9 protein-coding genes and 1 riboswitch are annotated in these 13,763 nt (G+C 42.4%); of the genes, 4 read left to right on the top strand and 5 right to left on the bottom strand.

All coding sequences use genetic code 11. The annotated features are described in order from the left end of the window. Positions 1-12 precede the first annotated feature (12 nt). The gene (locus FXF70_RS11125; RefSeq protein ID WP_035700240.1) at positions 13-1,827 is read left to right on the top strand and encodes an IucA/IucC family protein; all 1,815 of its coding nucleotides are present in this window, start codon (positions 13-15) and stop codon (positions 1,825-1,827) included. Between the two features lie 45 nt (positions 1,828-1,872). Here the strand turns inward: FXF70_RS11125 and FXF70_RS11120 are convergent, their stop codons facing one another. From FXF70_RS11120 to FXF70_RS11100, 5 genes are all read right to left on the bottom strand, one after another. Further along, the gene (locus FXF70_RS11120; RefSeq protein ID WP_148780250.1) at positions 1,873-2,730 is read right to left on the bottom strand and encodes a GNAT family N-acetyltransferase; all 858 of its coding nucleotides are present in this window, start codon (positions 2,728-2,730) and stop codon (positions 1,873-1,875) included. 97 nt (positions 2,731-2,827) lie between these two features. Beyond that, positions 2,828-3,763, bottom strand: a complete 936-nt coding sequence (locus FXF70_RS11115) for a hypothetical protein (protein WP_008348558.1) — start codon at positions 3,761-3,763, stop codon at positions 2,828-2,830. A 117-nt stretch (positions 3,764-3,880) separates the two neighbouring features. Then, a complete protein-coding gene (gene metH / locus FXF70_RS11110) occupies positions 3,881-7,309 on the bottom strand; it encodes a methionine synthase (RefSeq protein WP_148780249.1) in 3,429 nt (1,142 codons plus the stop codon). After that, the gene (locus FXF70_RS11105; protein WP_048002555.1) at positions 7,293-9,134 is read right to left on the bottom strand and encodes a bifunctional homocysteine S-methyltransferase/methylenetetrahydrofolate reductase; all 1,842 of its coding nucleotides are present in this window, start codon (positions 9,132-9,134) and stop codon (positions 7,293-7,295) included. Before FXF70_RS11105 ends, metH begins: the two co-directional genes overlap by 17 nt. Positions 9,135-9,212: 78 nt before the next feature. After that, a riboswitch (SAM riboswitch) is annotated at positions 9,213-9,331 on the bottom strand. Between the two features lie 81 nt (positions 9,332-9,412). Beyond that, positions 9,413-9,904, bottom strand: a complete 492-nt coding sequence (locus FXF70_RS11100) for a YajQ family cyclic di-GMP-binding protein (RefSeq protein ID WP_007499076.1) — start codon at positions 9,902-9,904, stop codon at positions 9,413-9,415. A gap of 226 nt (positions 9,905-10,130) precedes the next feature. On the opposite strand from FXF70_RS11100, the gene FXF70_RS11095 reads away from it, so the two are divergent. The 3 genes from FXF70_RS11095 (at position 10,131) to FXF70_RS11085 (ending at position 13,760) form a co-directional block, all read left to right on the top strand. Beyond that, on the top strand, positions 10,131-10,979 hold the full coding sequence (locus tag FXF70_RS11095; RefSeq protein ID WP_017360190.1) for a CvfB family protein: 849 nt from the start codon (positions 10,131-10,133) through the stop codon (positions 10,977-10,979). Between the two features lie 157 nt (positions 10,980-11,136). Further along, a complete protein-coding gene (locus tag FXF70_RS11090; RefSeq protein WP_148780248.1) occupies positions 11,137-12,114 on the top strand; it encodes a BMP family lipoprotein in 978 nt (325 codons plus the stop codon). Then, positions 12,111-13,760, top strand: a complete 1,650-nt coding sequence (locus FXF70_RS11085) for a methyl-accepting chemotaxis protein (RefSeq protein WP_148780247.1) — start codon at positions 12,111-12,113, stop codon at positions 13,758-13,760. Before FXF70_RS11090 ends, FXF70_RS11085 begins: the two co-directional genes overlap by 4 nt. Positions 13,761-13,763: the final 3 nt, after the last annotated feature.

The following is a 13,763-nucleotide window of genomic DNA, read 5'->3' as shown; positions in this document are numbered from 1 at the left end:
GAGGATGAACCGATGAGTGTACAAGATGAATTGAAAAAAGCGGTAAATCCTGCTGCTTGGAAAAAAGCAAACCAGCGAATGGTGGCAAAAATGCTGTCCGAATATATGTATGAGGATATGCTTCATCCCGTTCAGCTAAATCATCAGGATGGCATCGCCCAATATGAATTAATCATTCACGAACAGAAGAAATATCGTTATCTCGCAAAACCTCGTTTGTTTGATAGTTTTGATACGATTGCTGAATCGATCGAGTGCTGTCAAGACGGAACATGGACAAAGGATGTTAGTGCCATTGTGTTTTTACTAGACATTCAGCCAATCATCCCAATGTCTTCTGAAACAACTGGCCATCTGATCAAAGAGCTTCACCATACCTTGTTAGCGGATGTTCATTTGCTGTCGAAAAAAGCACTTCGTGCAGATGAGTTAACGGATACAGATTACGCATGGATTGAAGGCGAGATGACGGGTCATCCTTGGATCGTCTATAACAAAGGGCGTATTGGATTCAGCTACGATGATTACTTAGCCTATGCACCTGAAAGGCAGGAATGTGTTCAGCTGTCTTGGATTGCTGTTCACCGAGAACTTGCGACATTCCATGCGGTCGATCATGAGAACTATGAGCACATCATTGCCAAAGAATTAGATGAAGTCACGATTCGTCAATTCCAACGTGTGTTAAAGGATGAAGGGCTAAATGCGGCTGATTATTATATGATGCCTGTTCATAAATGGCAGTGGACGCATATGATCATCCAGCATTTCCCCGAAGATTTAGCCATGCGCCGTATTGTGTATTTAGGAGAAGGGCTGGATCAATATATTCCACAGCAATCGATCAGAACCTTTACGAACATCTCAAATAAAGGCAAGCATCATATTAAACTGCCAATGAGTATTTTAAATACGCTAGTGTACCGGGGGCTCCCATCAGAACGTACGGTGATTGCGCCACGTATTACAGCGCATATTAAAGGAATTGCCGATCAAGACGCCTTTTTATCCGATGTATGCCGCGTCATTTTACCAGGTGAGAATGCGAGTATCAATGTTGATCATCCTTATTACAGCAAGCTACCTGGTGCGCCATATCAATACCTTGAAATGCTTGGGGTCATTTTTAGAGAAAGCATTTATACGTATTTAGATGAAGGGGAGAGCCCTGTTACGCTGGCGGCACTGACGTATGAGGATCATGAAGGCGAGCCTTATCTAAAGCAGCTCATTGAAAAATCGGGTCTGTCAGCAAAAGAATGGATGGCGTCATTCTTCCATGTTGTCATGCCGCCGCTTCTGCACTTTATGTATCAATATGGCACGGTGTTTTCACCGCACGGACAAAATACAATTCTTGTATTAAAAGATCATAAGCCGCATCGTTTGGCGATCAAAGATTTTGTTGATGATGTGAACATTAGTGATCAACCGCTGCCTGAATTGGCTTCATTAGAAGAAGATCTAAAGGAAGTGCTGCGTAGTGAGCCGCCTGAGGGTCTTGTACAATTTATTTTTACGGGTCTGTTTATTTGCAATCTTCGTTACGTGTCAAACGTGTTAGACAATCACAATCTGTTAGATGAAACGACGCTTTGGCGCTTGCTTGCAGAAGAAATTCAGCAGTATCAAAAGCAATTTCCACAGCTAAAAGATCGTTTTGCTTTATTTGATCTATTCCAGCCTCAGCTGACAAAGCTTTGCTTAAACCGTAATCGCATGATTGATTACGGCTATGGAGATGGAGATGACCGGCCGCATGCATCAGAGCATGGCAAGGTCACAAATGCACTCGCTCAAGTTCTCTCATCCGTAGGCGAAAAATAAAAAAGAAAAGCTGTAGACAACATCTGTCTACAGCTTTTTGATTTTTTATGAAAATGCTTGTGAGGCCAGGAAATAGAGAAGCGCCGAATCGTTCTGCTTTTCGTTCCCGCGAATCATCATAAAATGTGCGACGTTTGTTTTCGTAAATCCTGCTTCTACAAGTGATGTATGCAGGCGTTCAGCTGTTTCTTCCTGCATATCTAAACGAAAGGCGCCAGAATAAGACGTGAGAAGTGATTGAATGAGTGATAGCGCCGTTTGTTCATCGTTTGCTGCAAGCGGGCCAATCATCAGATTAGCTGGTGTTTCCACACCAAACGCGAAGCCGGTGATTTCGTGGTGTTCATCCTTTGCGATCAGTTTAAATGCTGCTCGCTCCATTCGTTTTATTAAGAAGTTTGATCGATTGGTCCCTGCGCCTTTTTCATCCAGCCTTTCAATAGACGGGAGGTGCGTTTCATCAGCGGGAAAAAGATGAATCTGATGTGACGGATGAAGCGCACTAGGATTTGTTTTTTGTGCTTTGTATGTATGAATATAACCGGCTGTCTGAAAGCCGATTTTTTCATAAACTGGCTGTCCTTGTACAGTAGCCGTTAAAACGACAGGGACACTTGGATCACTATGACGAAGCAGTGTGTCAATCATTTGACGGGCAAGACCGAGGCCTCGATGTGTCTCAGATACAATGACCGCTCCAATTGATGCCACTCTGTCATATTGAAAAAGTCCTGCGCATGAAATGACTTGTCCGTCAGTTGTTGTAAAACCGGTAAAATGTCCATTTGTTAAAAGAGATGTGAGCTCTTCCGCATTGTAATCAGGCCAGTCGACCTCTTTTGACAATGCGACAAGGTCTGGTATGTCATCAAGGGTTAAAGATCGTTGAATAACGTTTGGCAATACACGCAACTCCTTCTTAGCTGATTTCTCTCTATGTATCGTACCATAAGAACGCATAAGAAAAAGGAAAAGGGGATACCTTTTCCTTTTGTCTAGTTTAATAATTGAGGTCACGGTTGTATTCATATTCAAAGGTGAGCTGTAAGTTCTTAATTGAGACAACGCCTACTTTGATTAACCGTCCACCGATCAATTGAGGAACCTCGGTTGCATTAAAAGAAACAAAAAAGCGGTCTTTTGCTGGCACTTGACTTGTTTTATAAGAAGAGATGTCAACTTTTTGACCGTTCCAAGGTACGTTCACTGTTCCGCCTTTTAAGGAAGAGACGGTGAATACATAATTATATGCATTTGTACTACCTTTTTCAGCTTCTAATGACAGGCCAGTGACAACGGCATCCTGCGGCAAGCTGCTTAAATCAAAAGAAGAATTGGGAGATCCGGCTTCATTGAAACTATTCAATGTGGCAGGTGATCCATATCGTTTGGTTGTGCCTTTTTCAATACTTTTATCAAAGACAATACGATACATGTTGTCCTCTTCATTTAATAATTGCTTTGGTTTGACGGCTAAATAGTAGTCAGTACTGGCGGCAATTTTCGGCATATGGATGATTTCATTTTGGTTGTTTGTCCGCACAGAGGAAGACACGAGTGACCCGCTCTGATTGTAAAGATAAAGATCGAAATCATTTCCAGCTTTCACATTGACGAGTTTGATAGAAAAGCGGCCATCTGCTCCATCAAATTTAGAGCTGGTGAACCGATAAAAATCAATGTCATTCATAGAAGAGATACTACCTTCGTGATATAAATAGGTCTTGTTTAGATGAAGAGAGTGCTGTAAGAATTGAGCTTTGTCCATCGTATCATTGTTTGCATAATCACTGTCTGGATACAGATGCTCCAATTCTTCTGTATAATATTTTGTTTGTTTCGTAGACGTTTCACTTGCTTGAGCAGGTGATTGGAAAAGAGGGCTAGCGATAAAGAGGCCTGTAAGCAATAAAACCCCGATCTTCTTTTTGAACATGACAAACATCTCCTTTTAAGTAAATGACTTTCATTTATAATATCGGTAAATAAACGTATTTTTTCATATATATTCCATTTTTATTTATAAAAAGAACCTCCAATTCAGGAGGTTTTTTTAGTGAACGTTAAAATATCGAGCTTCAGGATGAGAAACGACAATGGCTGAAACGGATGCTTCAGGCTCCATCATAAACCCTTCTGTGAGATGAATCCCGATTTTTTCTGGCTGCAGCAGGTGGAATAGTTTTTCTTGGTCTTCTAGATTAGGGCACGCTGGATAACCAAAGGAATAGCGCTGACCTTGATATTTGGCTTGGAATCGTTTCTCCATCGTGAAATCGACTGGGTCTGGGAATCCCCATTTATCACGAATTACTTGGTGCGTTCGTTCAGCCAATCCTTCTGCAAGCTCAAGTGCTAAAGCTTGGACAGCATGCATTTTCAAATAGTCACCCTCTTGTTTAAATTGCTGCGCAACTTCTCGTATGCGGGCACCAGCCGTCACTGCAAATAAGGCGATATAATCTTTCTCGTTCTCTCCGGTTTTCCGCACATAATCAGAAATAGACCGGTACGGAAGTTTTTCCTGTCTTGGAAATTGGAATGTCTCAATGACGCGGTCAGGCGCTTCTGGATCATAGATATGCAGGTCATTCCCATTTGAATTGGCAGGGAAGAATTGATAGACGAATGCAGGTGCAAACCAGTTTTTCTCTCTGCCTTCTTGAAGAAGATCTGTGATCAGCTGTTTTAACTCCAATGCTTTTGGATGCTGTTCAGCCAAGAGCTTTTTGACCTTTCCTTTTAAACCGAGGTGATGGCCGATCAGCATTTGCTCATTGACATAGGGCATTATGTGGTGCAAATCAATATCCCGTACATAATGGCGTTTCGTATTTTCTGGCGTGAATATCGCTGCCTCCGGAAGTGTCGCGCGTTTTTCTAGTAATTCAATCACAGCTTTTGGCTGCGTTGTTTCTTTTTCCTTATGGAGCGTTTCTTGATCCTCTAAGGGTTTTGTTTGAAATTGAAGAGGGTTCGTTCTTAATTCATTCGCTAAAGACAGACCGTCCATTGCATCTTTGGCGTAAAGGACGGGGCCATCATATTGAGGCGAAATTTTCATCTTCGTAAACTTCCGTGAAAGCGCCGCGCCGCCCACCAAAATGGGAACAGAGATGTTTGCTTTTTGTAAATCTTGAGCGGTCAAGACCATTTGCTGTGCTGATTTGACAAGTAAACCTGATAGTCCAATCATATCTGGCTTTTCTTTTTGCACCGCTTCAATCAATGTTTGTGGGGTTACTTTGATTCCGAGATCGACGACGTGAAAGCCATTATTGCTCAAAATGATGTCGACCAGGTTTTTCCCTATATCATGGACATCTCCTTTGACGGTGGCGAGGAGAATCTTCCCTTTGCCGCTTGCGTCCTTTTTCTCCATAAATTGCTCAAGGTATGAAACAGATGCTTTCATGACCTCAGCGGATTGAAGCACTTCAGCTACAATCAATTCGTTTTGATTAAAAAGGCGCCCAACCTCTGACATTCCCTGCATTAATGGTCCATTGATGATATGAAGAGGTGATTCAAATTTCTCCAAAGCAAGGGCAAGGTCATCAATCAGGCCTTCTTTCGTCCCTTCGACGACATAGAGTGCCAGTCTTTCATCAAGCGATAAGGAGATCTTTGGTTTTTTCTCTGTTTTCTTTTTCCCGCGATAAAATTGTGTGAACTCAGCAAGGGTTTGATCATTTGTTTCATAAAGTAAAGTTTCAGCCAGCTTGATTTCTTCCTTTGGAATTGAAGCGAAGCGTTCAAGCTTTTCAGTATTCACGATCGCATAATCAAGCCCTGCTTTGACGCAGTGATACAAATAAACGGCATTCAATATTTCTCTACCAACTGGCGGGAGTCCGAAAGACACGTTACTAATGCCTAAAATGGTGAGACATTCAGGCAGTACTGCTTTGATTCGCTCAATGCCTTTAATCGTCTCTTCAGCAGCACCAATATACTGTTCGTCTCCAGTACCTACTGGAAAGACAAGCGGGTCAAAAATGATATCACTCGCAGGGATTCCATATTTTTTCGTGAGCAGGTCATGGGATCTTACGGCAATTTCAAGTTTTCGATCTGCTGTGACGGCCATCCCTGTTTCATCGATTGTTCCAACAACAAGTGCGCCGCCATATAGCTTGACAAGCGGAAGAATCTCTTCAAAGCGCTCTTCTCCATCCTCTAAATTAATAGAATTAATAATGGCTTTTCCTTGAGAATACATGAGTGCTTTTTCGATGACATGTTTATCGGTTGAATCAATGACAAAAGGAGCTTTCACTTTTTTCATGGCTTCTTTTAAAAAGCCTTCCATGTCTGCTATCTCATCACGATCAGGGTCTGCTAGACACACATCAATGACGTGAGCGCCATTTTTCACTTGAGCACGAGCAATTTCTGCTGCCTCTTCAAACTTTTGTTCTGCGATGAGCCGTTTGAATTTGCGTGAACCAATGACATTTGTGCGCTCACCAACAAAGAGGGGGCGCATCGCTTCTTCATAAATGAGGGGCTCGATTCCTGATACGGTATGCGGTGATGACTCATGCGTCATACTGCGGGGCTGAAGCGGACGTACTTCATCTGACAATGCCTGAATATGTGCAGGCGTTGTACCGCAGCAGCCGCCGACGATATTTAACCAGCCTTCTTTTGCAAAAGCGGCAATTTTTTTAGCAAGCGAAGCAGGGGATTCGTGATATTGTCCCTCTTCATCAGGGAGACCAGCGTTTGGGTAGCAGCTGACAGCCGACTTTGAGATGGAGGAGAGTGTACGGATATGGTCTGTCATAAATTCTGGACCAGTTGCACAGTTTAAGCCGACGCTGATTGGTTTCATATGCTCAAGTGAGATATAAAAGGCTTCAATATCTTGGCCTGCAAGGGTAGTGCCCATCGGCTCAATCGTACCTGACACCATCAGTGGCAGCTCAATACCGGTCGCTTGAAAGGCTTCTTGAATGCCTTTAAATCCAGCTTTGACATTCAGCATGTCTTGACTCGTTTCTAAAAGAAGAGCATCACATTTCCCATCAATCAGGGCGCGGGCTTGTTCTTCATAATTTGCAACGAGCTCTTCAAACGTTGTGCCGCCTGTTACGGATAATGTTTTTGTAGTGGGCCCCATTGCGCCTACTACAAAGCGGGGCCATTCTGGTGTCGACAAACGGTCTGCTTCACGCTTTGCCAGCTGAGCTGCTTTTACGTTCAATTCATAGGCGAGGTGGCCAAGTCCATATTCATCGAGAACGAGCTTCGTCGCACCGAATGTATTTGTTTCAATGAGGTCAGCACTTGCCTCTAGGTATTGCCGGTGAATCGTGGAGATAATGTGAGGGGCTGTGACGTTTAAATATTCGTTACAGCCCTCATACTCTTCTCCGCCGAAATCCTCTGCTGTGAGATCGGCGTTTTGAATCATTGTGCCCATTGCACCGTCAAGGACGAGGATGCGTTTTTTGAGCTGTTCAGTGATAGTTGGCATGGATGTTTGGCTCCTTTTCTTTCTGATGGATGTAAGTTGTCAGTTCTGCTGTTAAATCTGATCGAAGGAAAGGGGTAATTAAATAGATACCATTAAACAATTCGCAAGCTGTATCTAATAAAGAGCGGGCAATCGCTAATCCTTCTGTCCGCTGCTTTTCTTTATCTTCGCCTGCCTTGGCCATAATCTCACGAATCGAGTCAGACAATTTAATGCCGGGAATTTCATGATGAATAAACTCAGCATTTCGGCTGCTTGTTAGCGGCATAATGCCGATATAAATCGGTTTATCCAAATGTCGGCTTTCTTCATGAATTTTCACAAGCTGTTCCTCAGAGTAAACAGGTTGTGAAATAAAATAATCGGCCCCGTATTCGATTTTCTTCTCGAGGCGTTTGACTGCTTTATCAATATGACGGACATTTGGATTAAACGCGCCAGCCACTGAAAAATTAGTCTTTTTCCCGAGCGGCTTCCCGGAGAAAGATAGTCCCTCGTTAAATTGTTTGATCAGACGGATCAAATCAAAGGAGGTTAAATCATACACAGATGTCGCACCTGGGAAGTCTCCAATTTTAGACGGATCGCCTGTGATGGCTAAAATATCGGTTAGTCCAAGTGTGTCCAGCCCCATTAAGTGGGATTGGAGTCCAATCAAATTGCGATCACGACATGTGATATGGACAAGTGAACGCATATTAAGCTGCTGTTTTAATAAAGCGCCGCATGCCACATTGCTAATACGCGGGGTAGCTAGAGAGTTATCGGCCAGTGTGAGGGCATCAATGCCTGCACTTTTTAATTCGTTCGCTGCGACGAGGAATTTTTCAAAGTTCAGCTTCTTCGGCGGGTCTAGCTCGACGATAATCGAACGTTTTTTCACAGCCAGCTCGTCAAGACCTGGTTCTGTCCGTTGATCTTGGATGGAAATGATTTCTTCTTTTAATATTTTCACTTCTTTTTCGGTGATAGGTGCTAAATCTTTGACCGCCTCAGCCATGGCGCTAATATGCTGAGGGGTTGTTCCGCAGCAGCCTCCAATGATTCGTGCGCCCTGATTTCTAAACTCAAGTGCACTTTTTCGGAAATAATCATTATCTGTATCATAGACGAGTCTGCCTTCTTCAAGGGAGGGGAGACTGCTGTTTGGATAGACAGATAAATGAGAATTTTCCAAAAGTGGAACACCTTCAAGTGCCTGAATCATATGATAAGGGCCCAGCCGGCAGTTAATGCCGACGACATCAGCGCCAAGTGAGGATAATTCAGATAAACCGTCTTTTAGCGGTGTCCCGTCCTGCAATACACCTTGCTCATGCATGGAGACGTTCATGACAATCGGAAGCGCTGTTTCTTTGCGAGCAATCTCAAGAACGGCTTTTGCTTCTTCAATATCGTAATATGTTTCAAGCAGTAATCCATCAGGCTCTTCATTTAAAAGGATATAGAGCTGTTCTCTAAAGCTCCGTTTAATCTCGTCTAAAGAGTAGGCATTTTTGTTAAATGTTCGAATGCCACCGATCGTTCCAAGGACATAAGCTGAGCCAGCGGCTGCTTTGGCAATTTGTACAGCTTTTGTGTTAATGCGTTTTGTTTCTTCTTCTAAACCGTAGCGGGATAGTTTAATATAATTCGCACCGTATGTGTTCGTTTGAATAATGTCCGCTCCAGCTTGCACATATGCCTCGTGCACTCTTTTGACTTCATCTTCTTTTGATAAATTTAATTCTTCAAAGCAGCGGTCAATGCCATAAGAGTATAAAAGTGTTCCCATTGCTCCATCAGCAATCAGTACGCGATTTTGTAAGTCTTGTAATAGGCCCATTGGTTTCCTCCTTATTTCTATGTAACAAAAAAAGCCTTCTGATAAGAAGAAGACTTTTTGGCTGTATGGAAATTCTTCTTCTTATCTTCCAAGCAGTTGCTTGCTGGATTTAGCACCTTGGTCATAGAAAATAGATTTCTACTACACCGGTTGCTGAGGCTTCACAGGGCCAGTCCCTCTGCCTCTCTTGATAAGAAAGCGATATGAACATGTCAATGAATTGAACTTCCATCAACTGTATCGAAAAAATCGGAAATAATCAATGGAAAATTTGAAATTTATCGAAAATTTATAAATTGGACGTCAATCGGTAAATCTGCCTTGCGCATAAGCGCAATCACTTCTTGTAAATCATCTTTATTTTTTCCTGTCACACGCACTTGGTCATCTTGAAATTGCGACTTTACTTTTATACCAGATTGTTTGATCAAGGCATTGATCTTTTTGGCATTGTCCTTATCAATCCCGCTAATCAGCTTTGCACGCTGGCGAACGGTTCCACCTAGGGCATGTTCTGTTTTTCCGTAGTCAATGTTTTTAGTCGGTACGTTTCGTTTAATCAGTTTTGTCACAAGGACATCCTTTAGCTGCTCCAGCTTGAAGTCATCATCAGAAATGAGAACGAGTTCTTCTTTTTCTAGTGAAATATCACTTTTACTTCCTTTAAAATCATAACGGTTTTTAATTTCTTTCAGTGCTGCTTGAATGGCGTTTTGCACCTCTGGCAGCTCCACCTTCGATACAATATCAAATGAACTTTCTTTTGCCATCACATATGACCTCCAACTATAGATATTGCGTCTATTTTATCATGCCCATAGGGGAAGAAGAAACTTTATCGAAGAGAGTTCAGATGTATGCGGTATAATTCAAGTACAGTTTGTCCACTTTAGCTAACAGAACTAGAGATGTTCATGATGACTGAAGTATAGTAGAATAAAGTGAATCAAAAGATGAACGAACGCTCTTTTAAGGGCAGATAGGAAGGAAGAGAACATGAGACCAGGTGAGCAACTGACCTTGCAAATAGATAACGAGATGGAATACGGCTACTTTTTAACAGATGGCGAAGATTCTGTTCTCCTACATCGCAGTGAGATGACAGAGGATATTGGAGATCGTGATGAAGTAGAGGTCTACTTATATGTAGATCATGAGGAAAGACTGGCAGCGACGATGAAAATTCCTAAAATCAATGCACATACATACGACTGGGTAGAAGTCGTAGACGTTGTAGAAGATATGGGTGCTTTTGTCGATATAGGTTTGTCAAAGGATGCACTTGTTGCAACTGAACACCTCCCGCCTTTTGAGGAAGCGTGGCCGAAAAAAGGCGACAAACTATACTGTATGCTCAAAGTGACAAGTTACGGGAGAATGTTCGCAAAACCAGCCACTGAAGATGTGATCAGTGAATTATTTACTGAAGCGCCAGAAACGTTAATGAACAAAGAAATTACGGGAACGATTTATCGCTTAATTGCGACAGGTTCTTTTATGCTGACAGATACAGGCGTGCGTGGGTTTATCCACCGCACGGAACGAAAGGAAGAGCCTAGATTAGGATCGACCGTGACAGGACGCGTCATCGCAGTGAAAGAGGACGGAACCGTGAACGTTTCTCTGCTTCCTAGAAAACAGGATGCATTGTCTGTCGATGCAGAAGAAATTTTAACTTATATGAGAACGAGAAACGGTGCAATGCCTTACGGAGATAAAAGTGACCCAGAAGATATCCGGGAAAGATTTCAAATGAGCAAAGCAGCCTTCAAACGAGCATTAGGTCATCTGATGAAAAATGATCTTGTTTACCAAAAAGAAGGGTGGACATACGAGAAAAAGTGAGCATTTGCTCACTTTTTTTATTTTTGTCATAAATAATGGTTTTTTTCAGTGAAAAAAGTCATGAAAAAAGCTGAAAATCCTTCACTTTATCATTGAAACAATGACTCTCAAATCCGATAAATAAGGGGTAAGGATGATAAAAGGAGTGTGTTTTTGGATGAAAGTGAAGATTTCATTACTTCTGATGGCAGCTATGATCATGGTACTCGCCTCATGCAGCAATCAGCAGGGAGGACCACCGGTATCAAATACGAAGCATATTGGTGTCATGCTGACGGATGATGGTCTTGGTGATCAATCATTTAACGATTCATCATTTAAAGGATTAGAAAAAGCACGTGATGAGCTTGGCATTGAATTCGATTATAGAGAAATTGCAGAAACCGATACATATGAAAAAGGGCTGACCGAGCTTGTGAAAGATGGAAATGACCTGATCATCGGTGTAGGTTTCAGTATGCAAGAAGACTTAGAAAAGGTAGCGAAAAAATATCCAAAAAAGCAATTTTTACTCATTGATGCTGTGTCTGAATTGAAAAATGTCACATCAGTGACTTTTAAAGAAGAGCAGGGCAGCTATTTAGCGGGAGCACTTGCTGCCATGACAACAAAAAGTGATGTTATTGGTTTTGTGGGCGGAGTCGATGCAGAGGTGATCCATCGATTTGAACAAGGCTATCAAAAAGGCGCAAAATCAGTGAATCCGAAAATCAAGGTCGTATCCACGTATGCTGGCACATTTAGTGATGCAGGTAAAGGCAGTAAAATAGCGAAAAACATGATCAAAAAGAAAGCAGATGTTTTATATGCCGCAGCCGGTTATACGGGTGTTGGTGTATTAAAAGAAGCGCAAACGCAAGGCAAATATGCAATCGGCGTGGACAGCGATCAGTATTATACAGCTGAAAAAGCCGTTATTTCGTCTATGGTCAAAAAAGTAGATGAAGTCGTTTATCAATTCAGCGAACAGCTCGTCAAAAGCAGCAAAATCAAAAGCGGGCATATCGTTTATGACTTAAGTAATGACGGAATCGATATGGCAAGAATCCGGGTGCTTAAAGATGCTGAGAAATTGACCAAAAAATTAAATGGACTGAAGCAGACACTTCTGAAAGAAGAGGGGGCAGCATCATGAGCTTACGCATCAAAATTTTGCTCAACTCACTCATTTCACTTCTTTTAGCGGTTGGCGTAATTGCCTTTATTATTGTGAGTATGACAAAGATTCAGTCATCAAGCGAAACAGAAGTTCAAACATTACTGAACGTACAAAAAACGAAGGCCAGCTTTGAAAGTGTCGAACAAGCCATGACCAATTATTCCATGACCCTTTCAGATGAACAGCTAGAGGTCGTTCAAAGCGATATATCGACAGCGAAAAAACAGCTGCAAACGTTAAACAAAAACGCAGGAAATATGAACAAAGAAGCCCTAACACGGTTAAATTCAAAGTTTGACACATGGACGCAAGAAGCAAACAATGCCATTGGTGAAAAAAATGCCTCTGATGCCAGACGAGTGGCTGCCAGAATTGACGGTGTTTTAAACGACGTGCATACGATGAATAAAAGAGCACAAGAAGCGTATGAATACCATTTAGAGGAGGCGGCAGACAATGTGCAAAGGATCATCACAAGCGCATCTGTCGCAGCCCTCACGCTGATTGTCATTGCCGTCTTTTTAAATATTGGGTTAACGAGATCCATTGTGACGCCAATCAAATCCCTTTCTTACCGGGCAAAACAGATTGCCGAAGGAAACCTCGCTGTGGAGCGGATGGACATCAAGCGGAAAGATGAAATCGGTGGCTTAAATGAGTCGTTCAATCAAATGACGGATCAGCTGATTAGCTTGATTCAAGAAATCAGCCATGTATCAAGCCAAGTAGAATCATTCTCGGTTCAGTTAGATGATGAAAACAAAAAGCTTATGGAATCGGCCAATCAAGTGTCTGTATCGACAGACGAAATGGCGAATGGTTCACAAGCGATTTCAGAAGACCTTCAGCATGGCGTTAGTTTGATTGAAAAAATGGATTCACATGGCCGTAAGAATTCCGAAAGATCACATACAGTCATCCGTAGTACAGAGGATGCCATTGAAGCGGTGGAAAGCGGAAAGCACACGTTAACAGAAACAAAAGCAGCCATTGAAAAAAATACACGTGCGACGAGACAAATTGAAGAGTCTGCAGGAGAATTCACTCAGTACGCAAGCGGAATCTCCGCAATGGCCAAAACGGTTTCTGATATTGCGGACCAGACAAACCTCCTCTCGCTCAATGCGGCGATTGAAGCGGCAAGAGCAGGAGAAGCTGGCAAAGGGTTTGCCGTCGTAGCGGACGAAATTCGTAAGCTGGCAGATGAATCGTCTCGTGCAACAAGACAAATTTTTGACATGGTGAGTCATATTGAAAAAGGCATTCAATCCATTAGCCAAACTGTACAAGAAGGGGTCAAGCTATCACTTCAGCAGCAAGATGCAATGGACAAAACCTCACACTCCTTTGAAGATATAGAAACAAAAGCACAACATATTAAGCAAGAAATGGCGGTCTTAAATGACCAAATTATTCAATCAACAGAGCTTGGCGGACAAGTGCTGCACTCGATTGAAAATATTAGTGCCGTTGTAGAAGAAACGGCAGCGGGCAGCGAAGAAATTTCTGCCTCGGCAAACGAACAACTGCAATCTTTCCATCAAATGAACAAACAAGTAGAAGAACTGATGAGTATGACGGCAAGGTTAAACGAAACCGTTCACCGATTTAAGCTATCATAAGAA

Origin of the sequence: Bacillus sp. Y3, assembly GCF_008123875.1 — a bacterium.
GTDB lineage: Bacteria > Bacillota > Bacilli > Bacillales > Bacillaceae > Bacillus > Bacillus altitudinis.
Note: the sequence above shows the minus strand (reverse complement) of the source record. Positions and strands in the feature narration are given on the sequence as shown.